Genomic DNA, 26,824 nt, shown 5'->3' on the forward strand with positions numbered 1-26,824 from the left:
GCATCAGTGAAGATTCCTCATCAAGCGAACAACAGAGACAACAACGGGGAATTTATGGGCATGTCTGTGCAGGGCAGCATGCCCCTGGGCGAAGTTCTCGTAGGCGACTGTGTTGAGATCATGAAGGGCCTGCCAGCAGGCTCAGTCGATATGATCTTTGCCGATCCGCCATACAATCTGCAGCTCGGGGGAGAACTGACGCGGCCGAACAACAGCCGCGTCGATGGTGTCGAGGACTCTTGGGATCGTTTCGACGATTTCGCAGCCTACGACCATTTCACCAATGCCTGGTTGCGCCAGGCCAGAAGGCTGTTGAAGCCCGATGGCACGCTTTGGGTAATCGGGAGTTATCACAATATTTTCAGGGTCGGTGCGGGTCTTCAGGATCTGGGCTTTTGGATTTTAAACGATGTGATTTGGCGCAAATCCAATCCGATGCCCAATTTTCGAGGCCGCCGTTTCACCAATGCGCATGAAACCTTGATCTGGGCCTCCAAGGACCAGGAGGCCAATTACACCTTCAACTACCGCTCCATGAAGGCGCTGAACGAGGATCTGCAAATGCGCAGTGACTGGTTCATCCCGATCTGCGGCGGCCAGGAGCGTTTGCGCGACAGCGAGGGCAAGAAGGCACACTCCACGCAAAAGCCCGAGGCATTGTTGCATCGCTGCCTGCTGGCCTCGACCAAACCTGGAGAGGTGGTGCTCGACCCCTTCTTCGGCAGCGGAACCACCGGCGCGGTGGCCCGAAAGCTCGGTCGTCGCTGGGTCGGCATAGAACGCGAGGAGAAATATGCGGCCGTGGCCCGGAAGCGCATATCGCGTGTTCAGCCGGGCGATCCGGAATCGCTCCAAATCACCGAAAAACGAGAGCAGAAACGCGTTCCCTTTGGCTGGTTGGTCGAACGGGGGTTGCTGGAGGCCGGGACCACGCTGGTCAGTTACAACGGACGCTACCGGGCCAAGGTTCGCTCCGACGGCACTCTGGTGACCGAAGGTTTTTCAGGCTCCATCCATCAGGTTGGAGCACACGTCCAGGGCGCCCCAGCCTGCAATGGCTGGCAGTTCTGGTGCCTCAATGCCGAAGGCAAGCGTGTCCCCATCGATGTTTTGCGCGACAAGCTGCGCGCGGAGTTGAACTGAACGATCCGGCGGTTACTTTGCCGTCAGCACGTGCTTGACGATCTTGCGCATCAGGCTGGGTAACGCTTGATTGCCGAGATCGTCGAGGCGGCACCAGAAGGTGTCTTCCGGCGCCGCGGACTCTTCCACGTCAGCGCTCCAGATTTCCAGCTCCAGGCTGAAGTGGGTGAAGACGTGCCTTACCCGGCCTCGCAAGGGGCTCCAGTCCAGAGCCAAGGGGGCGGCGTTTGCCGCTGCATTCTGACTGGGCTTGTCTTCTCGCCAATCTGTTGAGGGAATCTCCGTCATCGATCCCAGCAGGCCTTTCTCCGGGCGTTTGCGTAGGAGTACGCGGCCTTGCGCGTCGGTGATCCAAAAGGCGATGCCATGGCGTGTCGGTCGTGCCTTCTTCGCGGCCTTGCGTGGTAGCTCGGCGGCAATCCCCTGGGCGCTTCCTTCGCAAAACCGGACAAGGGGGCAAAGCAGGCACCGGGGCCGTGCCGGCTGACAGACCGTCGCGCCAAGGTCCATCATGGCCTGGGCGAAATCACCTGGTCTTTGCCGGGGGGTGATCTCGGCGACGAGACGGCGCAATACCGGCTTGACGCCCGGCAAGGGCTCCGTGATCGCATAGAGTCGGGAAGTGACGCGCTCGATATTCCCATCCAGGACCGCCGCCGGGCGATCAAAGGCAATGGCCGCGATGGCGGCAGCGGTATAGTCGCCGATGCCGGGCAGTGATTTGAGTCCGGCCTCGTCGTCGGGGAAACGTCCATCGAACTTGTCGGTGACCATCTGCGCCGCCCGGTGCAAGTTGCGCGCACGGGCGTAGTAACCGAGCCCGGCCCATTCGGTCAGAATCTCCTCTAGGGGGCTGGCGGCCAACGCCTGAACACTTGGCCAGCGCGCGACGAAACGCTCGAAGTAGGGACCAACGGTAACAACAGTGGTTTGCTGAAGCATGATCTCGCTTAGCCAGACCCGGTAAGGATCCGGTTTCGCGCCCGGCGGCGCACGCCAGGGCAGGCGTCGGGCATGACGGTCGTACCAAGCCAGCAGCGCGCCAGGAAGGTCCCGGTTGTTCTTGGTCATTGTGGTATTGCTTGTGGCGCTTTCCATGTCGCTGGCAATAATGGGGGCGGCGCGGTTCCAGGGAAAGGCCAAGGGTGATCGAAAAGTTCGGAAATAGCGGATTATCGAAGCGACGCGGCGGCGGCTGGCGCAGCCTTGGTGCGGCGGGAGCGGGCATCGCCCGAAAGGCATTGGGCAGTAAAGGCCGCGCCTTTGCGGCTTTCCTGACCGATTGGCCGAGCATTGTCGGCGAGGAAACCGCGCGCCATTGCTTGCCGGTGTCTCTGCGGTTTCCGGATCGGGAGATTCGTCGCGACGCTGTCTTGACCCTGCGGGTGGAATCCGGCGCCTGGGCAGCGGAACTGAGCCATAGTCAAGATGTCGTGCTAGAGCGGATCAACGGGTATTTCGGTTACGGTGCGGTTGCCAAGCTCCGCCTTCAGACAGGCCCTTTACCGGGGCAACGCACCAAATCCGAGGGTAGAGGCAATCCAGACCCCTGGGAAAAGGCTAAAGCATCCAGGCCGTTGACGCCTGCGGAGGAGCAAAAGCTGCAGGCTCTTCTTTCGGAGGTGGAGAATCCCGAGTTACGGGCGTCGCTCGAACGCTTGGGCCGCCAACTGCTCGCGCGGCGGTGACCTCGCGAAGAGTTAAGTTGCAAACCTGCCGCAAACCTGCCCCATTCCCTCTTTAAGAGGGGAATTCCTGTGGATAAGACTCGTCTTGAGGAATCTCCTGAACCGGAATAGCATCCACAATATATGGTAGGTGAACGATGAAAAGACGGCAGATCATGTTGGGAACGGCGGCACTGGCGACCCTCGCGGTGGGTGGCGGTGCCTTCTTGATGCCGAATCCGGCACGGGCGGAAGAGCAGGTTTTCGAGGATGATCGTATTTTGGGCGACCCTGCTGCGCCGGTCACGATCATTGAGTACGCGTCATTGACCTGTCCGCACTGCGCCAGGTTCCATTCCGATACACTGCCGCCGCTCAAGGATAGTTGGATCAAGGACGGCCGGGCGCGTTTGGTATACCGCGATTATCCGCTGGACAGGGTCGCTTTGACCGGAGCGATGATTGCCCACTGTTTCGATGGTGACAGAGCTTATTTCGCGTTTGTCGACATGCTTTACCAACAGCAGGCGCGGTGGTCTCGGGCGGAGAATCCCCTGGAAGAACTGGCGTCCCTGGCGAAAATCGGCGGCATGAGCCGCGAGCGTTTCGACGCCTGTCTGCAGGACGAAGCGCAGTTAAATCGGATCCTTGAAAAACTCAAGCATGCGCAAGAGACCTATAAGATCGAGGCGACACCGAGTTTCGTCATCGGCGGTGAGGTCTATCGCGGGGGTCGGTCATTTGAGGATCTCGAGAAAATCCTGGAAGGCGTTGCGCCCAAAACCTGAGGAGGGGATGCCGCCCGTCCCGGCGGCGTCTCATCGTCTCTGGCGCTCTTGGTGATGCGGCGACCGCACCTTACGGGAGAAGCGGGATGAAGCGGCAACGAGGCTAGAGACAGGAGAAGGATCAGGGTGCATTTCACCAAGCTGCGCCTTTCCGGTTTCAAATCCTTCGTCGATCCGACGGAGGTCGTGATCGAGCCAGGAATGACTGGTGTCGTCGGTCCGAACGGCTGTGGAAAATCGAACTTGGTCGAGGCTCTGCGCTGGGTCATGGGCGAGACGTCCGCCAAGCGGATGCGCGGCGGCGAAATGGACGACATGATCTTCGCCGGTACGTCAAGCCGCCCGGCACGCAATTTGGCCGAGGTCGCCCTGACCATCGACAATAGCGATCGCAGCGCTCCGCCGCAGTTCAACGACAGCACCGAACTGGAAATCGTGCGGCGCATTCAGCGCAATTCCGGCTCCAACTACAGGGTTAACGGCAAGGAGGTACGCGCGCGTGACGTGCAGCTGCTCTTCGCAGACCTAGCCACCGGTGCTCATTCGACGGCAATGGTTAGCCAGGGCCGTGTCAGTGCCATCATTTCCTCCAAGGCCACGGATCGGCGTATTTTGCTCGAAGAGGCGGCGGGAATCACCGGGTTGCATTCGCGCCGTCACGAAGCAGAGCTTCGACTGCGCGCCGCCGAAACCAATCTGGAGCGTCTCGATGATGTGATTGGCGCCCTGGAAGCTCAGCTTGCCGGGCTGAAGAAGCAGGTTCGCCAAGCCAGCCGATATCGCAACATCGCCGAGCAGTTGCGCCGCACCGAAGCGCTGTTGCTGCATTTGGACGCGGAGGCCGCGACCGCGGAACAGGGGCGGGCTGAGGAGCGCTTGGAGGCGGCTCGCGAGCGTGTTGTAAGCCTCACCGAGGAAGCTGCCCGCCGTAGCAGTCTGCAAGCCGATCTCGCGTCCAAGCTGCCGTTGCTTCGTCAGGCCGAGGCGGAAGCCGCTGCGGCACTGCAGCGCTTGGTACTGGAGCGTGACAGCCTGCAGCGCGAGGAGCAGCAACTGGCCGAGGCGGTGCAAGCGGCGCGCGAGCGTCTGGAGCAGTTGGATCAGGATTCCCAGAGGGCGCAGGCTGTCACGGCGGACGCAGCCGAGGCGCAGCAGCGCCTGGATCTGGAAGTTACAGCACTTCAAGACGCTTCCTCCGGCGAGGCCGAGGCAGAGAAGGCGGCCCGCGAACACTTGGAGAAAGTCACCGTCGAGGCAGCGGAAACGGAAGAAAAGTTGGGTGCGCTCAATCAGCGGATCGCCGCCGATGCCGAGCGTGCGGGAGCGCTGGAGCGTAGGATCGACGAACTGGCAACTCGGTTGGCAAGACTAACCCGGCAACGCGAGGAGACCGAGGCGCAGCGCGAAAGGGTCGCTGCGGACACCCTGCCAGAGGGCGCTTTGGCGGCGGCGGTGCAAGCACGCGAGACGGCGGAGCGGCGCCTTGCGGACCTGGAGAAAATGGTTGAACGGATCGAGGTGGAAGCACTGGAAGTGCGTGCTTCGGAAACCAAGGAGCGGGAGGCTTTCGAGACCCTGCGCCGTGATCTGGAAAAACGCGAGGCCGAGGCCGCCGCGCTGGCAGCTTTGGTTGAACCGGATGAAGGCGATATCTGGGCGCCCTTGATCCACACCGTCAAAGTCGCGGCCGGATTTGAGATGGCGCTGGGCGTGGCGCTGGGCGACGAGCTTGACGCCTCCGGCGACGAGGCGGCACCCGCGCATTGGCTTGAATTGCCGCCATTGGATAGGCCGCCTGCCTTGCCGAAGGGTGCCGAACCTCTATCCGGCCGGGTAAAGGGTCCAAAGGCCTTGACCCGGGCGTTGTCGCAGATCGGCGTGGTTGCGGATAAGGCAACTGGCCGACGCCTTCAATCGGCACTCCAGCCAGGCCAGCGGTTGGTGACTCGCGATGGCGACCTCTGGCGCTGGGACGGCTACACGTTGCGACAGGGTGCGCCCACGACGGCGGCGCAACGCCTGCAGCAACGCAATCGGCTTGGTGAAGTGCGCGCGGAGATCGAGGCGGCCCTTCAGACCGTCACGACCGCGGAGCAGCGGTTCAAGGCAGCCAGCGCGAAAGTCGCAGCCGTGGTTGAGAAGGAGAAAGAGCTGAGGGAAGAGCAGCGCGCCGCCTTCCGGCAGGTCGGTGAAGCCCGGCAGGCGGAAAATCGGTTGGCGCAGCAAGCCTCGGCTCTGGCGGCTCGTCTGGCGAACCTAGAAGAGCAGCAGGCACGATTGCTGGCTGAGCAGGAAGAAACCGGCCAGGCTCTCTCGATGGCTCGGTCGGATCACAAGGAGCTGCCGGATTTAGCCGCCGAGCGGGCGCGGGCGAACGATTTGCGTGCGGACCTGGCGGAGCGCCGGGCCCGGCAAAGCGAGGCTTTGGCGACTCTGAACCGTCTGACGGCAGAGGCTGGGCAGCGTCGCTACCGACTGCAATCCATCGAAAGCGAGCGCAAGGGCTGGATCGATAGGACCGAGGCGGCGGCCCGGCACTTGGCCGAGTTGAGCGAACGTCGCCAGAAGGGCGAGGCCGAATTGGCGAGGCTGCAAACCCGACCGGAAGGGTTGGCGGAGCGCCGCGGGCTGTTGGCGGAGAAGATAGAGGTCGCCGAACAGGGCCGACGCGAGGCCGCGGACGCGTTGGCGTTGGGCGAGTCGGCTCAGGCCGAGGCGGACCGCGGCGTAAAGGCGGCGGAGGCCGATCTGGGAACGGCCCGGGAAGACCGAGTTCGTGCCGAAGGATTGCTCGAACAGGCGCAGGCCACGGTAAGGACCCTGGAACTGCGGGTTGAAGAGCGCTTGGAGGCGCGTGTCGAATCGCTGCTGGAAGTGGCCGAATTTGACCCAGGTCAGGAGCTGCCGCCCCGTCACGAGATCGAAAGTCGCCTGCAGCGTTTGCAAAGGGAGCGCGAGAACATCGGTCCGGTAAACCTGCGGGCCGAATCGGAAGCCGCCGAGCTGCAGGAGCAGATTGAGGGGATGCAGAACGAACGCGATGACCTGATCGCCGCCATCGGCAGGTTGCGCCAGGGTATCTCAAGTCTCAACAAGGAGGGTCGGGCACGCCTCCTCAAGGCGTTCGAGCAGGTCAATGAGCATTTCCAGGAACTCTTCGTGCGCTTGTTCGGCGGCGGGCGAGCGCATCTCGCCCTGACGGAGGCCGATGACCCCTTGGAAGCAGGCTTGGAGATCATGGCAAGCCCTCCGGGTAAACGTTTGCAGGTCATGTCCTTGCTTTCGGGCGGCGAGCAGGCCTTGACGGCTTTGTCGTTGTTGTTCGCCTGCTTCCTCACGAATCCGGCGCCGATCTGTGTTCTGGACGAGGTGGACGCACCTTTGGACGATGCGAATGTGGATCGATTCTGCTCCCTTGTTGCGGAGTTGGCGGAGCAGACCGAGACGCGCTTTCTCGTCGTCACCCACCACCGTATGACAATGGCTCGCGTGGATCGTCTGTTTGGTGTCACAATGGCCGAACGTGGTGTGTCTCAGTTTGTGTCCGTTGATCTTGAGGCAGCAGAGGCGCTGCGCGAAACTGCGTGAGCTTGAAAAGGGCTCTTGGGCTGTCATGTCGCAGTCGGCTTTTTTGGTGGTTTTTGCCCGGATTTCAGCCATTTTCGGGCAGTTCGGAGTGGCGGCCTTTGGGTCTTGACAGGGGGTAGGCCTCTCCGTAAGGTTCGCGCGCCTTTGATGAGGCGATTGGCAGGTGCTAGTTTGGTGTCTGTCAGAGGCGGGGGCGGCAATCCTTTCCGAAGGGTCGCAAGGCCGCTCGAAGGAGTGGATGGGGAAGCAGCCCAAAGAAAGTCAGTCGCGTACGTCATTTGACTCGCGGCTGCAAAGCGCCAAAGAACGGCTGGAAGGCCGGACTCGTGGCGCAGGTGCGGGCGGACGGCTCAATTCGCGCGGCATGGGTGTGGGGTTCCGCATCGTCGTCGAAATGATCGTCTCGCTGGCCGTCGGGGTCGGGATCGGTATCGGACTCGACCAGTGGTGGGGCAGTACGCCTTGGATGTTGATTGTTTTCTTCATCTTGGGATCAGGTGCTGCCTTTATGAATGTTATCAGGGTCGCCAGAGACTACGACCGGCGAATTCGCGAAGAGCGCGAAAAGCGGGTCGGGGGCGACGAGAGAAGGTGAGGGTGTCTCGTGGCAGTTGAAGGCGGCGGCATCGATCCAATTCACCAGTTTGAGATTGTTTCCCTGGTGCCGATTCATGTCGGGGGACTGAATCTCTCCTTCACCAATTCCTCCATGTGGATGGTGATCGCAGCGCTGATTTCCAGCGCTCTGCTGATTCTGTCCATGCGCGGCCGCGCTTTGGTGCCCGGCCGCTGGCAATCGGTGGCGGAAATGCTTTACCAGGTCGTCGCCAATATGGTGCGCGACAATGTCGGTTCGGAAGGTCGCAAGTACTTTCCCTTTATCTTTACCCTTTTCATGTTCCTGCTGATCGGTAATGTGCAGGGTCTGATCCCGGGTTCTTTTACCTTTACCAGCCACCTGATCGTGAACTTCGCCCTGGCGTCGGTCATCTTTGTAGCGGTGACGGTCATCGGCATTGTCCGTCATGGCGCGCATTTCCTGCGGCTCTTCTTTCCTGAAGGTGCGCCGCTTTGGACCGCCGTCATTCTGGTGCCGATCGAGCTGGTTTCCTATTTGTCGCGGCCGATCAGCCTTTCAGTGCGTCTCTTCGCCAACATGTTGGTGGGGCACACGCTGCTGAAGGTCATGGCCGGCTTCGTGATTATGATGGGTTTCTTCGGTGTCGTGCCGCTGGCGGTTCTCGTCGGCATCACCGCCTTGGAAGTCCTGGTTGCAGTGTTGCAGGCCTATGTCTTTACGATTTTGACCTGCATCTATCTGCATGACGCGATCCATCTACACTAATGATCGTTGTTGAGTATCGTCACTTGGGGGCAAATGCCCTTCGTGTTTAACTGTTCCGCCTGCCAGGCAAGGAGTAGGGACCATGGAAGTAGAAGCAGCTAAAGTAATCGGTGCGGGACTCGCCGCTATCGGCATGATCGGCGCCGGTATCGGTGTGGGCAACGTGTGGGCCAGCTACATGCAGGCCATCGCGCGCAACCCCGCTTCGAAGGAAGAGATCGGCGCAAACATCTGGATCGGCTTTGCCGTTACGGAAGCTATCGCGCTCTTCGCGTTGATCGTTGCTCTGATCGCTCTCTTCGTCGTTTGAGCGGTGGCGCTTATGGCCCGGCGGGCTCGCCCGACGTTTCATATCGAACGTCGCCGGTTGAGCCGCCGCAGGGCTGTTGACGCAATGCCGTTCGACGTTCTCGTTGTCAGGAGTGCGTGATGCCGCAATTTAATCCTGAGTGGTTTGCCAGCCAGATTTTCTGGCTCACCATCGTTTTCGTGGGTCTTTACCTGCTGCTATCCAAACTCGCGATCCCCAGGATTGGCGAGGTGTTGGAAGAGCGCCAGGCGAAGGTTGAAGACGATCTGCGCAAGGCTGAAGAGCTGAAGAGAAGCGCCGAAGCCGTTCTCGAGGAGTATGAGGCGGCCGTGGCCAAAGCGCGGGGTGAGGCGCAGGCCGAGCTTAAGAAGGCGGCGGACAAGGTCCAGGCGGATAGCGCCAAGCGACATGCCGACTTTGGCGCTAAACTGAACGCGCAGACGAAGGAAGCCGAGGACCGGATTGCCCGCGCCAAAGCAGAAGCGCTGTCCGAACTTCAGACCGTTGCGGTTGAAGCGTCGATGGCAGCGACCGAGCGTTTGTTGGGCAAGAGCGTGACGGCAAAGGACGCTGAGAAGGCCGTTGCCGCGGTGCAGGGTTGATGCCTGCCGCGTCGGGTCGATAGAGGAAGGTAGAGATGTTTAGCTCTCCGGAATTCTGGGTTGCAGCCGCGCTGGTCATCTTTATTGGCCTGGCGGTCTGGAAGGGTATGCGTCCGCTCCTGGATTCGCTTGATCAGCGCTCCGAGAAGATTCGTAACGAGCTCGATGAGGCCCGTAGCTTGCGTGAGGAAGCGCAAGCGCTGTTGGCCGACTACAAGCGCAAACAGCGCGATGCTTTGGCCGAGGCCGAGCAGATCGTCGATCACGCCAAGCAGGAAGCCCAGCGTCTCGCGAAAAAGGCCGAGGCCGACCTCAAGGAACAACTGGCACGTCGCGAGCAGCAAGCCCTCGATAAAATCGCGCAGGCCGAACAGCATGCGCTGCGTGAAGTCAGGGACCAAGCAGTCGATCTGGCTATCGCGGCGACTGCCAAGCTGGTTGAAAGCAAGCTAACCGACAAGGATGCGGGCAAGCTGGTTGATGACAGCATTGCGGGCCTGGGATCCAAGCTGAACTGATCTCGCCTGTACAAGGGCAGCAGGTTAAGAACGCGGCTTTCTCCGAGCCGCGTTTTCTTTTTTCTTATCGCGTTATTTTGAAGCGGGCCGGCGGGTACAAGCGGTTGCCACCGCCAGAGGGCTGTGCTTCCATGATGCTGTATCCATAGGTTAAGCGCAAAGAACCGCCGAAGAGCGGCGCGCTTAGAGGTGCGAGCAATAGTATTGCCGTGCCGAGGGGGGCTGGATGAAGATTCTCATCCTTGGGACGCCGAAATCCGGGACAACGGCATTGTTCGATGCTGTTTGCGGTAGCTTTTCCTCTGCCCTGCACGCCTTTGAACCGGTAACGCTGAGCGATCTTGCGCAAAGAAATGAACACCTTGTTTGCAAGTTTCTGCGGCTGTTCACTTATGACGGCGGCGCAGAGAATTTCGATAGGGTGATCCTGGCGGTCCGCAATCGCTTCGACTTCCTGATCAGCGCTTTGTTCTTTGCCCCGTCGATCTGCCATGGCTTTACCGATAACGCCGCGGTCGACAGGTACTTGGCCTGTATCGACAAGCTCCGCGCGGGCAAAGCCGACGTGACGGACCTATGCAACCTGTTGAGCGACATCAGCGAAATCGATCAATTGGCCTACCTGCGCGATATCTCCGACAAGCTGTTGCATATTCAGGTCAGCCTTTCCGGATCGAAATATCTGGTCGTGCGCTACGAAGACATCATGGCCGGTCAGTACGATTCCCTGACGCAGTTTCTCGAGCGCCCGGTCGGCGCAGCCGGCCCAGCGGTCGGCTGGTCAGATTATATTAAACGCACCACATCGATTCAAAACTGGCCACGGTACTTTTCACGGCGCGACTTCCTGAAGTTCTCCGAAGCGTTTGAAGGCTTCCATGATCACTATGGGTACCGCTTGGAACTTTGTTCGGGTGCTTCGCGATCTGCCTCGTGGGACGAAACCGGCGCTTATGTGACCAAGGTCGTCAACCGCTTTCGCCAGGAGAATGCTTTGCCGCCCTATCGTTCCGGCAGTCGCCGCTTCGCCGGGACGAGAGATTACGAGCGGGCCTTTCTTGCGCTGATGCGAGAGGAGAACCTGGAAGAGGCGGTCGGGTTCGTCGACGAGGCAATCCTGCAGGAACCGGAAATTGCGGGCTATCATCGCCTCAAGGCGCGAATTTTGCTGGCGCTTGGCCGCAAGGCATCGGCCGAGGCGGTGGCGACGGCTGCACTCAACCTTTCTCCCAAAAGTACGGACTTGCTCGCCTTGTTGCGCGATCTTGCCGTTGAGCGGAGTGATAGGGCGGCCGAGCTGGCGTTCCATAGGGACCTCGCCAAGCTTGAAGACAAGGAAGCCGCCTGGCGCCGGTTGATCTTCCTCCTGATCCGGGAGCAAGCCTTTGACGAGGCTCTGTTGTGCTGCGAGGAATTGCTGGGGCGATTTCCGACCAACTCCGCATACTGGCAGGGCTATGCGCGGGTGTTGCTGCACTGTAGTCGCCACCGGGATGCGTTACAGGCCGCCTCGAAGGCCTTGGAACTCAGCCCTGACGCTGCGGCGCACTGGGCCGTTTATGCCCGCACTCTCGCCCAAGTCGATCGCCCTCGAGAGGCGTTGGTTGCCGCGGACAAGGCAGCCCAACTCGACCCCCGTAAGGCGGTGCCACGAGGCGTACTAGATGCCTGGGAAGCGCGCAGCCGGTCCGATTGAGGCAGGTCCAGACGCCCCAATCCGATCCTTGTTTCTATCCCAAGCCCGTCAACCCGCCAGCTTTGCCTTCGCGGCCAAAAGCGCGGGTCGGCTTTCCGAGGAGCAAAGCAGCAGCGCGCGATCCATCGCCGCGAGCGCTTCGGGCAATCGTCTTTGGTTCGCGAGAATGCGGCTGTGAAGCAGATGGTATCCAGCGATGTCGGGTTGAGCAGCGATTGCTTCTTGTATGTGCTCAAGGCCGCGGTTCTTGTCGGCCTCCCGGTTGAAAGCGACGAGCGCCTTTTCAAAGGCGGCCCCACCGGCAAAGCCGTTTGGGCGTTCCCCAACCAGGGGAAGGTGTTTGGCTTTGCGGAATCCGTTTATCCGCGCCAGGACGAAGTCACTGGACTCGGTTTTGGTGATGGCGCGGGGAAGAAGATCGTCCGCCGTTAGGTTGTAGCCATAGCGGCTATGGAATTCGTTGTAGTAAGGGTCGAAGTGCCGAACATCCTGGCGCGAGAAGCAGCGCTTCCAGTTCTCCGCCTTGCGGCTGCGCGCCACGCGTTCTCCAAGATGGGGGAGCGGTTGGTGGCTGGCTTGCAGATCGAGCCCGAGATAGTCGGCAAGGCTTTCCAGTCTACCCGCGATCAAGTCTTCGTAACGCAGAAGATGGCAATTGCCGCCTAAGTCGTCGTGTATCGTGCAGAGCAAGCGTTGCTGCTGAGAAATCTGCGCGGCGCCGGAGCGACCTGAAATTTGCTGAAAGAGGGCATCCAGGTCTTTGAAACCGGCCTGTCCCGCGCGCAGCATCTCAATCTGCTGCAGATAATCGCGCACCTTTTCATCATCGGAGAACCCGCGTTTCAAAGAAGGCGCGAAGAACAACCAACTGATAAGTGAATCAAACCCGTCCCGAATGATAACGACGCGCTTGTCGTAGGTCTCGGCGGCACCCCTATAGGTCCGAAGATGGACGTACTTCGTAACCAGATGCCTGTGCGCAGCCTCGAAGCCCAGGTGCCGTGGTTCGAACACACCGTGAGCTTGAGGCATTGCCGCCTTGATAATCGTGTAAAGCGCCGTCGTTCCCGTTTTTACGTGGCCGACGATCAGTACTTTCATTGGCCCCCCAGTTTTCCTTTCTTCAGATCATTCCGCAGCGTCCTGATAGCTGTCCAGCGGCGGACAGGAACACACCAAATTACGGTCGCCGTAGGCGTTGTCCACACGCCCTACCGGTGCCCAATACTTGTCGCCGCGCAAGCCTTTGACGGGGTAGGCGGCTTCGCTTCGGCTGTAGGGGTGCTGCCAGTCGTCCGCCAGCAACAGCTCGGCAGTGTGCGGCGCGTTGACCAGTGGGTTGTCCGTCTCCGGCCAATCACCGGCCTCGATCCTCGCCGCTTCCGCACGGATCGAGATCATGGCTTCGCAGAAACGATCAAGCTCCGCCTTCGCCTCTGATTCGGTCGGTTCGATCATCAAGGTGCCCGGGACCGGCCAGGACATGGTCGGTGCATGGAAACCATAATCGATGAGGCGCTTGGCAACATCCTCGTTGCTGACATGCGCCAGATCCTTCAAAGGTCTGAGGTCAATAATGCATTCATGCGCAACGCGGCCGTTCGCGCCTGTATAAAGCACCGGGAAGGTGTCGCCCAGACGTGCGGCGATGTAGTTCGCATTGAGGATGGCGACCTTTGTCGCCTGCTTCAGGCCGCTTCGGCCCATCATGGCGATGTAGGCCCAGGAAATCGGCAGGATCAGCGCCGAACCCCAAGGCGCGGCTGAAACGGGGCCGAGGCCAAGCTCCGGGCCGGCTTCCGCTTGCATAGGATGATTCGGGGCAAAGGGTGCGAGGTGTTCGGCCAAACCAATCGGCCCGACGCCGGGGCCACCGCCGCCATGCGGTATGCAGAAAGTCTTGTGCAGATTCATATGCATGACGTCGGCGCCAATCACGCCTGGTTGGGCGATGCCCAGAAGCGCGTTCAGGTTGGCTCCGTCCATATAGACCTGACCGCCATGCTCGTGGATCAGCTCGCAGATATCGACGATCGCTTCCTCGAACACACCGTGGGTGGAAGGGTAGGTGACCATGAGCGCCGCCAGCCGATCTTTGTTGGCTGCCGCCTTGGCTTTCATGTCTTCCACATCGATGTTGCCGTGGTCGTCGCACTTCACCACGACAACGCTCATTCCGGCCATGATGGCGCTGGCTGGGTTTGTGCCGTGCGCCGAACTGGGGATGAGGCAGATGTTGCGCTGTCCCTCGCCGCGGCTTTCATGATATTTGCGGATGGTCAGCAGCCCGGCATATTCGCCCTGGCTACCCGCGTTGGGTTGCAGGGATACGGCGGTAAATCCCGTGAGCTTGGCCAGCCAGTCCTCCAACTCGCCAATCAGCGTGCGATATCCTTCGCTTTGATCGAGGGGCGCGAAGGGGTGAATCTTGGCAAAACCCGGCCAGGTGATGGGAATCATCTCCGTGGTGGCGTTGAGCTTCATGGTGCAAGACCCGAGCGGGATCATCGAGCGATCCAGCGCCACGTCCTTTTCCTGAAGCAATCGCAGGTACCGCAACATCTCGGTTTCCGAGCGGTAGGCGTGGAAGATGGGATGAGTCAATATCTCGTCTTCTCGGAGGAGGTCCCGCGGCAAGGAGTCCGTCACCTCTGCGTCCAGATCGAGTACCGTGAAATCCGGATCACCCTTTCCATAGGCCCGAAGGACGGCCATCAAATGCCGCCGTTCGGTAGTCTCGTCGATTGCGATACCGACCTTGCCATCGCCCAGTGAGCAAAGATTGATGCCTTCGGCCAAGGCACGCTCGATGAAGCCGTCGGCATCACCGCCGGCTTCCACAACAAGCGTGTCGAAGAAAACGTCGTTGGCCAGCGTGGCCCCTAGTCGCTTCAAGCCGGCTGCCAGGATGCTGGCTTGGCGCTGGACGCGCGCCGCAATGCGGCGCAGGCCTTCCGGCCCATGATACGTGGCGTAGAAACCCGCCAGCACTGCCAAGAGAACCTGAGCCGTGCAAATGTTGCTGGTCGCCTTCTCGCGGCGGATATGCTGCTCCCGGCTTTGCAGGGCAAGACGCAGGGCGCGATTACCCTTGCGGTCGACGGACACGCCGACGATGCGCCCGGGCAGCGAGCGCTTGTAGTCATCCTTGGTTGCCATAAAACCCGCATGCGGCCCGCCGAAACCCATCGGCACGCCGAATCGCTGGGCGCTTCCGACCACGACATCTGCGCCCATGGCACCCGGTGATTTCACCAGCACCAGCGACAACGGATCGGCTGCGACAACCGCCAAGGCGCCTTGTTCATGAGCCACGGCTATGGTCTCGCTGAGATCACGCACCCGGCCATCCAAGTCAGGGTTTTGCAGCAGAACGCCAAACACCTCGGTATTCGCCAACTCGCTGGCGGCGTCGCCGACGATCAGTTCGATGCCCAGGGGCTGCGCTCTGGTCTCCAGAACCGCGATGGTCTGCGGCAACGTCCTTGCATCGACAAAGAAGCGGTTGCTTTTCGATTTAGCGATACGATGACAAAGGGTCATTCCCTCCGCCGCCGCCGTGGCCTCATCGAGCATCGAGGCGTTTGCCAGTTCCATGCCCGTCAGGTCGGCGATCATAGTTTGAAAATTCAGAAGCGCTTCCAGGCGCCCTTGGCTGATTTCAGGTTGGTAGGGCGTATAGGCCGTGTACCAGCCCGGATTCTCGAGCACATTGCGTAAAATGACAGTGGGCAGTTCGGTATCGTGGTAGCCCAGGCCGATCATCGATTTCACGACCTTGTTGCGGGCGGCGTACCCGCTCAGGCGCTCAAGGGCCTGGCGCTCGGTCAGGGGGTCGGGAAAATCGCCGGTCAAGGAGGTGCGGATGCTGGCAGGCACGGCCTGTTCGATGAGCTCATCCAGGCTGTCGACCTTCAGGACCGCCAGCATTTCGGCGACCTCCCTGTCGTCGGGGCCGATATGGCGGGTGGCGAATTCCTCCTGGCCTTCAAGGCTGGGAAGGCTGGTGCGAGTCGTGTTCATGCGGGAACTCCTGATTATCCCGTTATCGATGCGTCGGTCACGCTGGCTCAGAGACCGGCGATAAAGTCGTCGTAGGCGGCCTGATCCATCAGGCCGTCAAGCTGGCTGGCGTCGGACATTTTGATCTTGAAGAACCAGCCGTCGCCCTGCGGGTCGCTATTCACCTTGCTGAAGTCGTCGGCCAGGCTTTCGTTGATCTCCGAAATCTCACCATCAACCGGTGCGTAGACCTCGCTGGCCGCCTTCACGGAATCAATCACGGCCGCCTCGTCGCCTTTGGAAAGGCTGCGTCCGACTTCCGGCAATTCGACATGGACAACATCGCCCAGTTGTTCTTGCGCGTAATTGGTGATGCCGACCTTACCAACGTCGCCTTCGACAACGACCCATTCGTGATCTTCGCTAAACTTGATGCTCGACATGACGTTTCCTCTGCTTCTTGGATTTCGGTTGATGGGTTACTTTTTTGTGCTCACCGTGCGACTGGGCACAAATGGCAGGGTGACGACACGGCAGGGCACCGCCTTGCCGCGTACAATTGCCGATACTTCGGTCCCGGGTGTGGCCAGCGCTGGAGGCAGATATCCCATCGCCACCGGTCCCTGGCAGCTAGGGCTGAATCCGCCACTGGTCACGATGCCAACTTCCTGACCGCTGCTGTCCGCCAGCGGCGTGCCTTCGCGAATCGGCGAGCGCCCTTCCGGCTGCAGGCCGATACGCTTGCGCTGAGGCCCCTCGGCGAACTGTTGGAGGATAATCTTGTCGCCCGGGAAACCACCCTCCTGCCGCCGCCGCTTGCTGATGCTCCAGGCTAGATCCGCCTCGACCGGCGTGGTGGTGGTATCGATATCGTGCCCGTAGAGGCAGTATCCGGCTTCCAGCCGCAGGGAATCTCTAGCCCCCAGGCCAATTGGTTTTACTTCGGGTTCGCCCAGTAGGCGTCGCGCCAAACCCTCGGCCTCGGCTTCAGGCACCGAGATCTCATAGCCGTCCTCGCCGGTGTATCCCAAGCGACCGACCAAGCAGGGAACGCCTGCAACCTCCATTGCGCGCTGCTCAAGAAACACGAGAGCGCCGCAATCCGGCGCGAAGCGCGCTAACACGGCTGCGGCAGCGGGACCTTGCAACGCCAACAACGCGCGGTCCTCGATTCGGGTGAGCGACGCCTTGCCGTCTAGCCGTTTCTCGATATGCGCCAGGTCGGCGTCCTTGCAGGCGGCGTTGACGACCAGGAACAACCCGGGACCGTCTGCGCGCCGGGTCACCATCAGGTCATCCATGATGCCGCCTTGTTCGTTCAGCAGTTGACTGTAACGGGTGCGGCCCGGCGCCAGGGCTTGAATGTCATTGGCCAGCAGGGTTTCGAGGGCGACAGCAGGATCATGGCCGTTGCGGCCTTCCAGGACCGCCTGACCCATATGGGAAACATCGAAAAGTCCCGCCGCTTCGCGCGCGTGGATGTGTTCTTTGATAATGCCGTCCGGGAACTGCACGGGCATCGCATAGCCCGCGAAAGGGACCATGCGTCCGCCCAGTTGCACATTGAGGTCATAGAGCGGCGTGTGCCGCAGGTTTTCTGATTGTTCCGCCACTTTTAAGACGCCTCCCAGGTGCATTTACGGACGTGAGGGTGCAACCGCCTCCTGGCGGCCACAGCCCCCTCTGTCCTAAACCTGAGAGAATCATCCGGATCATCAAAAGACGAAAACCGGACTTACCCCTTCGGTGAGACGCAGCCCCTCCCAAGGGACAGCATCTGCTTTCCAGAGGCGCCTAGCCAGCACGGTCCTTTTTGCCTGAGAGTTTCCGGGGCGGTTGCTCCTTCGGCGCCGGTCATTTTTTAGCCTGTCTTGACCGGTCTCTCCCGTGCGGCGTTTGCGGCGAGACTCCGACTCTTCTCTTGAGCCGGACTCAGCGTCGCTTAGGCTAACGTGGGTCTTCTACAAGTCAACAAAAACACGCTTAGCGAATATCACTAAGATTTTCCTGGTACTGTTCGCGGGTCACTTCCAAGCCGATGAATATTCGGTAACCCGCACCGTCGCCTTCATTGGCCAAGGGAATTTCCGGCTCGATGGTTTCGTTGAAAACAAAACGTCCGCGGTTGCCTTCGAAAGGCACCAGAACGTCAAAGCTCTGGCGGGCCAGGATACGGCGCTGTGAATCGGCTACGGCGACGAAGTACCTGAAGGGAGCGCCGACGCCATCGTTTGCCGGGCCGCGCCGCGCTTCGAACTGGATCTGCACGTCGCCACTGACTTCGTCGTCATCAGCCAAGCAACTGAACTGCGCGTCCAGAATCACCACCAAATGGGAAACGTCCGTCAAATCGCGGCCACTTCCCTTGTATTCGACGATGCGTTGCGCGCCTTCGACCAGTTCAAGCCCTGGGCAAAATGATCGGGTTTCCTGGACGTCCTCGAAGATGCCGGTGTTAGAGCAGCCTGCCAGGAAAGCCAGGGCCACAAAGGCGCCGAGAGAGAGTTTCTGCATAGCCCCGGGCCCTTTCAAAGCTTCGCGTGGGTGCCGTCGCAAAACGGCTGCTTACTGGTCGCCTTGCAGCCGCAAAACCACAAGTCTTTTGATTGTTCAGCCGAAAAAGGTACGGGGTTCAATCCCGTTCCCTTGTGCGACCCATCGCAAAATGGCTGTTTCTGGCTGCGCCCGCAAGCACACCAGAAGTATTTTCGCCCCGCCTCGACTGAAACCTTGTAAGGACCCTTCTGGGCGGGGATTGGATCGGCCATCTTGCTCTTTCCTTCTGCTGCCAGGCTGGTTTACTGTCCCGCGGTCCTCAAGCGACCGGGCCGACGGCACTCCAGGCGACTGTCCAGCGCACTCTAGAAAAGCCAGAGTGTGACGACAAGGGCAACGACAGGGGAGCCGACGGTTCTTATATAGTGTTCCATGCTCTTGGAGCGATAGGAAGAGTTGATGCAAGGTAAGCCGCTCACGATTTTACTGGCCGGACCACGCGGGTTTTGTGCAGGCGTAGAGCGCGCCATTCTGATCGTGGAGCGCGCCCTGGAAGTTTATGGTGCGCCGGTCTATGTGCGCCATGAGATCGTGCACAACCGTTTCGTGGTTGAATCGCTGGAAGCCAAGGGCGCGATTTTCGTCAAGGAACTTGATGAAGTGCCGAGTGGCGTGCCGGTGATCTTCTCTGCACATGGCGTGCCAAAGTCGGTCCCGGCGGAGGCTGACCGACGGGAATTGTTGTATGTCGATGCGACCTGTCCGCTGGTTAGCAAAGTGCATCGGGAGGCCGAGCGCCATCACGCGCAAGGACGGCACATCGTGATGATCGGCCATGCCGGGCACCCTGAAGTCGTCGGTACATTGGGTCAATTGCCGCCCGGCGCGATCTCGCTGGTCGAATCCCTCGAAGATGTGGCGCGGCTCGAACCGCCCGCGGGCAAACGGCTGTCTTTCGTGACGCAGACGACGCTCTCGGTCGATGATACCGCAGAAATCGTCGCTGCCCTGCAGGCACGCTTCCCTGCTATCGAGGCACCCCGCAAGGAAGATATCTGTTATGCCACGACAAATCGCCAGCAGGCCGTCAAGGCGCTGGCGCCGGAGTGTGATGCGCTGCTTGTCGTAGGCGCTCCCAATTCATCCAACTCGCGGCGTCTGGTGGAAGTTGCCCAACGGGCGGGCTGCGATAGGGCTTACTTGGTCCAGCGCGCGAGCGATATTGATTGGGCGGCATTGGAAGGTGTTTCCACCTTGGGGATAACGGCCGGCGCTTCAGCGCCGGATGTATTGGTTGAGGAAATGATTGCCGCCTGCCGTGAACGCTATGACGTGACCCTGCAGGAGCGTGTGCAGACACGTGAGGATGTACATTTCAAGCTGCCAAGAGTGCTCCAGGGCGCTGGGGCGGACCAGTAAGCAAGACGAATAACGAATAGAGCAAAGGTCAGGGAACGGGCGACGTCATGGCGGTTTACACGGAAGTCTCTGACGAGGAACTGCAGGCGTTTCTGCGGGAGTATGAAATCGGTGAGATGCTTTCTTTGAAAGGCATCGCCGAGGGTGTTGAGAACTCCAACTATGTGCTGCACACCGCCAGCGGATACTACATCCTAACCCTCTATGAGAAACGCGTTGATCCAGCCGATCTGCCCTTTTTTCTGGGGCTGATGGAGCATCTGGCGGAAGCCGGTATTTCCTGCCCGGTTCCAATCAAAGGCCGCGACGGCTCTGCGTTGCGCGAGCTTTGCGGGCGGCCCGCCGCCATAATCTCCTTCCTGGACGGCCTTTGGCCCAAACGCATTCACCCCTGGCACTGCCAGCGGCTTGGCGCGGCCCTGGCGGAATTGCATCTTGCCGGTGAATCCTTTCAGATCAGACGGGACAACGCCCTGTCCCTCGATGGCTGGCGCGGGCTTGTCGACGCCTGTGAGGGGCGGGCCGATGAAATTGAACCGGGCCTTGCGGGCCTGATACGTCAGGAGTTGAATTTTCTGGAGGCCAACTGGCCAAGCGATTTGCCGGAGGGTGTCATTCATGCGGACCTCTTTCCGGACAATGTTTTTTTCGTCGGAGAGCGCCTCTCCGGCGTGATCGATTTCTATTTCGCCTGCAATGACTTCCTGGCCTACGAGATTGCCGTTTGCCTGAACGCCTGGTGCTTCGAGAGCGACGCCAGCACTTTCAATGCGACCAAGGCCCGCATGCTTCTGCAGTCCTACCAGAGTGTCCGCCCCTTGAACGAGGCCGAGTTGGCGGCTTTGCCGATCCTGGCGCGGGGCAGTGCGCTGCGGTTTTTGCTCACGCGGCTCTATGACATTCTCAATCATCCACCAGGGGCTTATGTCACGCCCAAGGACCCAAGAGAATACTGCCGAAAGCTGCGGTTCCATCAACTGGTGAAAGGGCCCGGAGCCTACGGCCTGGGATGACGGTGAAAGAACCATTGATCGAGATATTTACCGACGGCGCTTGCAGCGGTAATCCTGGACCGGGCGGCTGGGGCGCGGTGCTGCGCTACAACGCGCATGAGAAGGAACTTTCCGGTTCGGAACCCGACACGACTAATAACCGCATGGAGATGATGGCGGCGATTGTGGCGCTTGAGGCGCTCAAGCGGCCATCACGGGTGCGCCTGACCAGCGACTCGACTTATCTGCGCGACGGTATCACCAAGTGGATTCATAGCTGGCGCGCCAAGGGCTGGAAGACCGCTGCGAAGAAGCCGGTCAAGAACCAGGACCTTTGGCAGCGCCTGGAGGCGGCCATGGCACCCCACACAGTCGAATGGGAATGGGTGAAGGGCCACAGCGGACATCCCGAGAACGAACGGGCCGACGAACTCGCCCGGCTGGCCGTCAAGCAGCTTAAGTCCGGCGACGTGGTTTGATCGACCGGGTTTGAGCGCTGTTACAGTTCTTCGTCCGTAAAGGCGAGCGTGCTGTCCGCGCCCTTGGTGGCCGAAACCATCAGGCCTGAGCACTGAGGCAAGACCGTGTCGGCGTAGAAGGCGGCCGTCTTAACCTTCGCTGCCATAAAAACGGGATCGCCGTCGCTGCTCGCAAGCTTTGACTCGGCGCGGGCTGCGGCGATCGCCATCTGCCAACCGCCGGCAACCGTGGCAAACAATCTGAGATAGGGCGTTGCCGATGCGGCTGCCTTGCGCAGGTCGCGGCTGCCCGTTTCGACGAGCCAATCCGTTGCCTGTTCCAGGATCTTGGTTGCTTCGCCCACGGATCGCGCGGTCGCGGTCACGTTTTCCGAGCCCTTCAGGGCGGCCACCTCATCGATGACGCGGGCACAGAAGCGACGGGCGGTTTCGCCCTGATAGCGCAATATTTTGCGCCCGACGAGATCCAGGGCTTGGATCCCGTTGGTCCCCTCGTAGATGGGCGTTATGCGTGCATCCCGATAATGCTGCGCCGCCCCGGTCTCCTCGATGAAACCCATGCCGCCGTGGACCTGGACGCCGGTTGAAGCAATCTCGACACCCAAATCCGTGCTCCAGGCTTTGACGAGCGGCGTCAGCAAGTCGATCCCGTCGACTTGATGGCCTTGTCGCGCACTTTCCTCCGGCGCGCGCTTGGCGAGGTCCAACTCGGCCGAGGCACGGTAGGCGAGCGCCCTGGCCGCCTCCACCTGGCATTTCATCGACGCCAGCATGCGCCGCACGTCAGGGTGCTTGATGATTGCCGCCGCCCCGCCGCCGGGTTTGTCGATTTCCTTGGATTGCACGCGCTCGAACGCAAAGGCGCGGGCTTGCTGGTAGGCACGTTCAGCAATGGCGATGCCCTGGATGCCGACCGTCAGGCGGGCGTTGTTCATCATGGTGAACATGTACTCCAGCCCGCGATTTTCCTCGCCGATCAGATAGCCAATAGCGCCTTCGTGGTCGCCATAGGCCATGACACAGGTCGGCGAACCGTTGATACCCAGCTTGTGTTCTATGGATACGCAGCGCAGGTCGTTGTGCTTGGCGGGCTTACCGTTTTCGTCGAGGAGGAATTTCGGTACTACGAAAAGGCTGATGCCTTTGGGGCCAGCCGGTGCGCCCGGCGTGCGCGCCAGCACCATGTGGATGATGTTGTCGGTAAAATCGTGTTCACCATAGGTGATGTAAATCTTCTGGCCCGTGATCCGGTAGTGGTCGCCTTCCGGCTGTGCCCGCGTCTTTACCGCACCGACATCGGTGCCGGCCTGTGGCTCGGTCAAGTTCATCGTTCCGGTCCATTCTCCAGCGATAAGCTTGGCGAGATATTGGTCCTTCTGGGATTTACTGCCGTGTGTTTGCAGGAGTTCGACGGCGCCTTGAGTCAGCAGCGGGCAAAGCGCGAAGGCCATGTTGGCGCTGTTCCACATCTCGGTCAGTGGGGCCGCTACCAACCAGGGCAGCCCCTGGCCGCCATATTCCGGATCGAAGGGCAGGGCGTTCCATCCACCGTCGACGAATTGGCGGTAGGCGCCCGCAAACCCGTCGGGTGTGCGTACGACGCCGTTTTCGAAGCGTGCCTTCTGTAGGTCGCCCGACTGGTTGATCGGTGACAGCACGTTACCGGCCAGTTTGGCGGCTTCCTCAAGGATCGCATCGACCAGATCCGGGGTTGCATCCTCGTAACCGGCAAGCGTCGAAATCCGGTCCAATCCCGCTAGTTCGGTCAAGACAAAGCGCATGTCCTCGATAGGCGCCCGATAATCCTGCATGCCGATCCCGTTCCTTCTGTGGTCTGCTAGACGTGAGTTCCATACTGCATTATGGCGTCGCCGCCGTCTCCTCCACAACCATAGTCCGGGTTCCGGCGTGTCCAGAGTATGGTTACGATGGCGTGCTTAGCTCTTCCTAAAGCGCCTAATGCTGGGATAGAGTGCGCTCGGTCGGGGAGGGGCAGCCATGAACAACATCGTTAGCTTGAAACAGGTGCGTCGCCGACGTGAGAAAGTCGAGCAGGAAGCCCGCGCGGCCGAGAACCGTCGTAAGCACGGACGCACCAAGGCCGAGCGGCTTGCGGCGGCGCAGGAAGCGCAACGCGACAGCCAGCGCATCGAATCGCACCGTATGGAAACTGATAAGATCGATGAGAAGGAGGGTCGGTGACGGCCCGCGCGACGCGGTTTCGGCACAGGTTTCCTTAGTCGATCATCTTGCCCGGGTTCATCAATCCCTTGGGATCGAAGACGGCCTTGATTGCCCGCATCATCTCCAATTCGATCGGCTCTTTAAACCGCTTGTTCTCTTCCAACTTCAGGCGTCCCAAACCGTGTTCGGCGGAAATTGACCCCCCCAATGCATGAACGATCGTATGGACCTCTTCGTTCACCACTTCCCACTGGGCCAGATAGGCTTCCCGGTCGGCGCCCAACGGCTGGCTGAGGTTGAAGTGGATGTTGCCGTCACCCAGATGTCCGAAGGGCACAGGGCGAATTCCGGGTATCATTTCCCGCACTTTGGCGGTCGCCAACTCCAGAAACCTTGGAACTGCGGCTACCGGCACCGACACGTCATGCTTGATTGAGCCGCCTTCGTGCTTCTGGGCTTCGACGATGGCCTCGCGGATGAACCAGATCTGCTGTGCCTGTGTTTCACTGCGGGCGACGGTGGCGTCCAAAACAAGCTCCGACTCGAAAGCTTCCGATAAAGCCTCTTCCAGCAAGTCGCCCAGACCCGAGTCCGGGCGTCCGGCCGCCAACTCAACAAGGATGTACCAAGCCGCTGGCTGACCCAAGGGGTCGATGGTCCCGGCGACATGCTTCAAGGCAAAATCGAGGGCAATGCGCGGGATGATCTCAAAGGCGAGTACCGCCTCGCCGGATGCGCGCCGAAGATCGCCTAGCAGCTTGACCGCCGCCTCCGGGCCTTGAACCGCAACAAAGGCGACGGCGGTTTCCCGTGGGCGCGCAAAGAGCTTGAGGACCGCTGCCGTGACCACGCCCAGGGTTCCTTCGCCACCGATGAACAGCTGTTTCAGGTCGTAGCCGGTGTTGTCCTTCCTGAGCGACCGTAGGCCGTTCCAGATGCGGCCATCGGGTAAAACCGCTTCCACCCCCAACACGAGGTCACGCATATTCCCATAGCGGATTACGTGGATACCGCCGGCGTTTGTCGAAAGATTGCCCCCGATCTGACAGGATCCCTCTGCGCCCAGACTAAGGGGAAACAGCCTGTCGACGTCCGCCGCCGCCTCTTGGATCCGTTGCAGGATGCAACCTGCCTCAACGGTGATGCTGTAGTTGTCCGGATCGAGTGAGCGAATTTTATTCATACGACCAAGATTCAAGATCACCTCGCCGCGCCCCTCGTAGGGCACGCCACCGCCCACCAGCCCTGTGTTGCCGCCCTGTGGCACGATCGGCACCTCCAGGGCAGTGCAGAGCTTAAGGGTCTCCGAGACCTCTTGGGTCGACGCGGGTCTGACGACGAAGGGAGTCTGGGGTTTGTACCGACCCCGCCGTTCAGTGACGTAGGGAACGAGGTCGTCGGGCTGGTCGATGATCGCTTGTGGTCCAAGCCGCTCAATCAACGAGTCCTTGAGGCGCTTGAGCCGTCCGTCATCTTGGTAGGGGGCATGGTCTGTCATGGTGGGGAGTTTAGTGTCCTTGGATAACAGTTTTCCAGTGGATAAGCCCAATGGCTAAACAAGAAGTCAGCCCTGCACTGGCGGGCGCGGCGCGGCGGCGCGGCGCAGGCGGTCGTTGATCGCCCGGCCCAGCCCTTCTTCCGGAATCGGCATAACCGCGATCGCCCGCAGCGGCTTGCGATCCAGGCAATGGAGTGCGTCGAACAACCTTGCCGCAGCTTCGACCAGATCGCCCGTCGGGCTGAGGTTGACCGTTTGGGCAGCACCTATCGGGACGTCGGGACCAAAGGCCAGTAGGGCCTCATCCTGATCCACGTCACCCGCATTGAGGCGAACCGGAAGGGTGGGCGCATAGTGGCTTATCATCTGGCCTGGTGAGGTCAGGGCCGCTCCCTCCGGCGGGACATGATCGGAAGAGACCACTTCCAGCGGGCCGACCACCTCCATCAGCATTTCCTGGGTTATTGCACCCGGGCGCAAAAGCCGGGCAAGCGGGTTGCTGAGATCGAGGACCGTCGATTCCAACCCGACGCCGCAAGGCCCGCCATCAAGGATCATGGTCAAGGTTTCCCCGATCTGGGCAGCCACGTGTGCCGCGGTCGTTGGGCTGACCCTGCCCGAAAGGTTTGCGCTGGGTGCCGCGAGAGGCAGGCCGCAGGCCGTCAGCAGGTCGCGGGCGATGTTGTGCGCGGGCATCCGCACGGCCTGGGTCTCCAGCCCTGCGCTGCAAAGGCGGGAGATACTGCAGTTGGCAAGGCGGGGCAGGACGAGCGTCAAGGGGCCCGGCCAAAAAGCGTTGGCAACCGCTTCAGCCCGGGTGTCGAATTCCACCTGGGTCCGCGCATCCTCCAGCGAGACGAAATGAGCAATCAGGGGGTTGAAACTCGGACGTTGCTTGGCTTCAAAGATTTGCGCCGCGGCCGAATCACGAGTGGCGTCTGCGCCCAAGCCGTAGACCGTCTCGGTCGGGAAGGCGACTAGCTCACCTTGCTGCAACAGGGCGGCCGCTTCTCTTATCGCTTCGTCGCTGGCTGTTCTGATCCTGGTCGCCATACTTCGTTTCGGTCTTTCTGCCGCTGCTTTTTCTAGGGTGGGCGCAATCTAGCGCGCTGCCTCGGCTTGCGCAGCCCCTTTGTTGTCGCGCCCAGTCGTCGCGCGCCAGAGGCATCTTGCAGGTGGCTTCACCCCTGTGTCAGGATATGATATTGCAGTGCAGCATAAATCTATCGAGAGGATTGCAGGCCATGACCGCGACCGTCATTACCGTCGCCCAGCAGAAGGGTGGAGCTGGAAAGACCACTCTTGCAGCCCATCTCGCCGTCGCCTTCACCCGTGCGGGCAAGAAGGTTGCGGTGGTGGATATAGATCCGCAGCAATCGCTGACCATGTGGTACCGCTTGCGAGAACAGCAACTGGGCGACGCGGGCGCGGGATTGCTGGTCAATCAGGTCAAGGGCTGGCGGACCCGCAACGAGGTGGACAAGCTGGCGGCTTCTCATGATGTTGTGCTGATCGACAGTCCCCCGCATGCCGAGACCGAGGCTAGGGTGGCGGTTCGCGCCGCCGATCTGGTGGTGATCCCGGTTCAGCCCTCGCCGATGGATGTCTGGGCGACGCGGCCCACTCTCGAAATGGCCGCCGGGGAGAAAGTGCCTGTGCTCCTTGTACTGAATCGAGTGCCGCCGCGCGCCAATTTGACCGACGAGATGCTGGCCGAGATGAAGGCCTTTGGTGCCCAGGTCGCGAAGTCACGGGTCGGCAATCGCGTCGTTTTCGCCGCCGCGCTTGCGGAGGGCCGTGCGGTCAATGAGGTGCAGCCGAGCAGCAAGGCGGCCAAAGAGATTGCCGCACTTGCCAAGGAAATCCTGAAAGCCGCCAGGGTTTGAACCGGCGCTGATCACGCGACGTTTCAAGCGATAAGAACAGCACCTTCAATCTATCAAGATAGCGATTGTGCATTTCACGCGAGGTTCTTCGCGGCAGTCATCCGCACGCCTGGTCTACAATAATAATTGACAATATAAAGATATTACGCTATTTATATAGTCAATCATACAAGAAGATTGGCGATAAACCACAAAGAGGGTGCCGATCTTC

The 26,824-nt window shown here is 60.5% G+C and carries 25 protein-coding genes and 1 riboswitch; of the genes, 15 read left to right on the forward strand and 10 right to left on the reverse strand.

Annotation, left to right across the window (positions count from 1 at the left end; genetic code table 11):
* The first annotated feature begins 60 nt into the window (after window positions 1-60).
* Entirely contained in the window at window positions 61-1,143 is a 1,083-nt protein-coding gene (locus ABIE63_RS11155) for a site-specific DNA-methyltransferase (protein WP_246377749.1), read from the forward strand.
* 12 nt (window positions 1,144-1,155) lie between these two features.
* Here the strand turns inward: ABIE63_RS11155 and mutY are convergent, their stop codons facing one another.
* Complete coding sequence (gene mutY, locus ABIE63_RS11160; protein WP_354504551.1) at window positions 1,156-2,214, reverse strand: A/G-specific adenine glycosylase; 1,059 nt, start codon at window positions 2,212-2,214, stop codon at window positions 1,156-1,158.
* A gap of 74 nt (window positions 2,215-2,288) precedes the next feature.
* Between mutY and ABIE63_RS11165 the strand changes: the two genes are divergently transcribed.
* The 9 genes from ABIE63_RS11165 to ABIE63_RS11205 all read left to right on the forward strand — a co-directional run bounded on the left by ABIE63_RS11165 (window position 2,289) and on the right by ABIE63_RS11205 (window position 11,657).
* Window positions 2,289-2,831, forward strand: a complete 543-nt coding sequence (locus ABIE63_RS11165) for a DUF721 domain-containing protein (RefSeq protein WP_354504553.1) — start codon at window positions 2,289-2,291, stop codon at window positions 2,829-2,831.
* A gap of 137 nt (window positions 2,832-2,968) precedes the next feature.
* Complete coding sequence (locus tag ABIE63_RS11170; protein ID WP_183416781.1) at window positions 2,969-3,598, forward strand: DsbA family protein; 630 nt, start codon at window positions 2,969-2,971, stop codon at window positions 3,596-3,598.
* 126 nt (window positions 3,599-3,724) lie between these two features.
* Window positions 3,725-7,186 carry an AAA family ATPase gene (locus ABIE63_RS11175; protein ID WP_354504554.1) on the forward strand — a complete coding sequence of 1,154 codons (3,462 nt, stop codon included), beginning with the start codon at window positions 3,725-3,727 and terminating at the stop codon, window positions 7,184-7,186.
* Window positions 7,187-7,349: 163 nt separating this feature from the next.
* On the forward strand, window positions 7,350-7,781 hold the full coding sequence (locus ABIE63_RS11180; RefSeq protein ID WP_354504555.1) for an AtpZ/AtpI family protein: 432 nt from the start codon (window positions 7,350-7,352) through the stop codon (window positions 7,779-7,781).
* Between the two features lie 30 nt (window positions 7,782-7,811).
* Window positions 7,812-8,531, forward strand: a complete 720-nt coding sequence (locus tag ABIE63_RS11185; protein ID WP_354504578.1) for a F0F1 ATP synthase subunit A — start codon at window positions 7,812-7,814, stop codon at window positions 8,529-8,531.
* 82 nt (window positions 8,532-8,613) lie between these two features.
* Window positions 8,614-8,841: a F0F1 ATP synthase subunit C gene (locus tag ABIE63_RS11190; protein WP_183416778.1), complete on the forward strand. Its 228-nt coding sequence runs from the start codon at window positions 8,614-8,616 to the stop codon at window positions 8,839-8,841.
* 119 nt (window positions 8,842-8,960) lie between these two features.
* A complete protein-coding gene (locus ABIE63_RS11195; protein ID WP_354504556.1) occupies window positions 8,961-9,443 on the forward strand; it encodes a F0F1 ATP synthase subunit B' in 483 nt (160 codons plus the stop codon).
* 35 nt (window positions 9,444-9,478) lie between these two features.
* Window positions 9,479-9,961, forward strand: a complete 483-nt coding sequence (locus ABIE63_RS11200) for a F0F1 ATP synthase subunit B (protein WP_354504557.1) — start codon at window positions 9,479-9,481, stop codon at window positions 9,959-9,961.
* Between the two features lie 226 nt (window positions 9,962-10,187).
* A complete protein-coding gene (locus tag ABIE63_RS11205) occupies window positions 10,188-11,657 on the forward strand; it encodes a hypothetical protein (protein WP_354504558.1) in 1,470 nt (489 codons plus the stop codon).
* 48 nt (window positions 11,658-11,705) lie between these two features.
* On the opposite strand, the gene ABIE63_RS11210 is transcribed toward ABIE63_RS11205, so the two are convergent.
* From ABIE63_RS11210 to ABIE63_RS11235, 6 genes are all read right to left on the reverse strand, one after another.
* Entirely contained in the window at window positions 11,706-12,758 is a 1,053-nt protein-coding gene (locus tag ABIE63_RS11210) for a hypothetical protein (protein WP_354504559.1), read from the reverse strand.
* Window positions 12,759-12,785: 27 nt separating this feature from the next.
* The gene (gcvP, locus tag ABIE63_RS11215; RefSeq protein WP_354504560.1) at window positions 12,786-15,680 is read right to left on the reverse strand and encodes an aminomethyl-transferring glycine dehydrogenase; all 2,895 of its coding nucleotides are present in this window, start codon (window positions 15,678-15,680) and stop codon (window positions 12,786-12,788) included.
* A gap of 47 nt (window positions 15,681-15,727) precedes the next feature.
* On the reverse strand, window positions 15,728-16,102 hold the full coding sequence (gene gcvH, locus ABIE63_RS11220; RefSeq protein ID WP_354504561.1) for a glycine cleavage system protein GcvH: 375 nt from the start codon (window positions 16,100-16,102) through the stop codon (window positions 15,728-15,730).
* Between the two features lie 36 nt (window positions 16,103-16,138).
* Entirely contained in the window at window positions 16,139-17,296 is a 1,158-nt protein-coding gene (gcvT, locus tag ABIE63_RS11225; RefSeq protein ID WP_354504562.1) for a glycine cleavage system aminomethyltransferase GcvT, read from the reverse strand.
* Between the two features lie 157 nt (window positions 17,297-17,453).
* A riboswitch (glycine riboswitch) is annotated at window positions 17,454-17,557 on the reverse strand.
* An 85-nt stretch (window positions 17,558-17,642) separates the two neighbouring features.
* A complete protein-coding gene (locus ABIE63_RS11230; RefSeq protein ID WP_354504563.1) occupies window positions 17,643-18,173 on the reverse strand; it encodes a hypothetical protein in 531 nt (176 codons plus the stop codon).
* 14 nt (window positions 18,174-18,187) lie between these two features.
* Entirely contained in the window at window positions 18,188-18,427 is a 240-nt protein-coding gene (locus tag ABIE63_RS11235) for a CDGSH iron-sulfur domain-containing protein (protein ID WP_183416769.1), read from the reverse strand.
* Between the two features lie 187 nt (window positions 18,428-18,614).
* Between ABIE63_RS11235 and ispH the strand changes: the two genes are divergently transcribed.
* From ispH to rnhA, 3 genes are read left to right on the forward strand one after another with little or no spacing between them, the layout of a single operon-like run.
* Complete coding sequence (gene ispH, locus ABIE63_RS11240; protein ID WP_183416768.1) at window positions 18,615-19,574, forward strand: 4-hydroxy-3-methylbut-2-enyl diphosphate reductase; 960 nt, start codon at window positions 18,615-18,617, stop codon at window positions 19,572-19,574.
* A gap of 47 nt (window positions 19,575-19,621) precedes the next feature.
* Entirely contained in the window at window positions 19,622-20,587 is a 966-nt protein-coding gene (locus tag ABIE63_RS11245) for a homoserine kinase (protein ID WP_354504565.1), read from the forward strand.
* On the forward strand, window positions 20,584-21,045 hold the full coding sequence (gene rnhA, locus ABIE63_RS11250) for a ribonuclease HI (RefSeq protein WP_183416766.1): 462 nt from the start codon (window positions 20,584-20,586) through the stop codon (window positions 21,043-21,045). The genes ABIE63_RS11245 and rnhA overlap by 4 nt, the downstream gene beginning before the upstream one ends.
* Window positions 21,046-21,065: 20 nt before the next feature.
* Here the strand turns inward: rnhA and ABIE63_RS11255 are convergent, their stop codons facing one another.
* Window positions 21,066-22,856 carry an acyl-CoA dehydrogenase gene (locus ABIE63_RS11255; RefSeq protein WP_354504566.1) on the reverse strand — a complete coding sequence of 597 codons (1,791 nt, stop codon included), beginning with the start codon at window positions 22,854-22,856 and terminating at the stop codon, window positions 21,066-21,068.
* 187 nt (window positions 22,857-23,043) lie between these two features.
* On the opposite strand from ABIE63_RS11255, the gene ABIE63_RS11260 reads away from it, so the two are divergent.
* Window positions 23,044-23,247, forward strand: a complete 204-nt coding sequence (locus ABIE63_RS11260; RefSeq protein WP_354504568.1) for a DUF4169 family protein — start codon at window positions 23,044-23,046, stop codon at window positions 23,245-23,247.
* A 34-nt stretch (window positions 23,248-23,281) separates the two neighbouring features.
* Here the strand turns inward: ABIE63_RS11260 and ABIE63_RS11265 are convergent, their stop codons facing one another.
* On the reverse strand, window positions 23,282-24,727 hold the full coding sequence (locus ABIE63_RS11265) for an FAD-binding oxidoreductase (RefSeq protein ID WP_354504569.1): 1,446 nt from the start codon (window positions 24,725-24,727) through the stop codon (window positions 23,282-23,284).
* A 66-nt stretch (window positions 24,728-24,793) separates the two neighbouring features.
* The gene (locus ABIE63_RS11270) at window positions 24,794-25,780 is read right to left on the reverse strand and encodes an L-threonylcarbamoyladenylate synthase (RefSeq protein WP_354504570.1); all 987 of its coding nucleotides are present in this window, start codon (window positions 25,778-25,780) and stop codon (window positions 24,794-24,796) included.
* Between the two features lie 191 nt (window positions 25,781-25,971).
* Here ABIE63_RS11270 and parA point away from each other — a divergent pair, with 191 nt between their 5' ends.
* The gene (gene parA, locus ABIE63_RS11275; protein ID WP_354504571.1) at window positions 25,972-26,613 is read left to right on the forward strand and encodes a ParA family partition ATPase; all 642 of its coding nucleotides are present in this window, start codon (window positions 25,972-25,974) and stop codon (window positions 26,611-26,613) included.
* The last annotated feature ends 211 nt before the right edge of the window (window positions 26,614-26,824 follow it).

Source organism: Limibacillus sp. MBR-115, from assembly GCF_040549425.1.
Taxonomy (GTDB): Bacteria; Pseudomonadota; Alphaproteobacteria; order Kiloniellales; family CECT-8803; genus Limibacillus; species Limibacillus halophilus.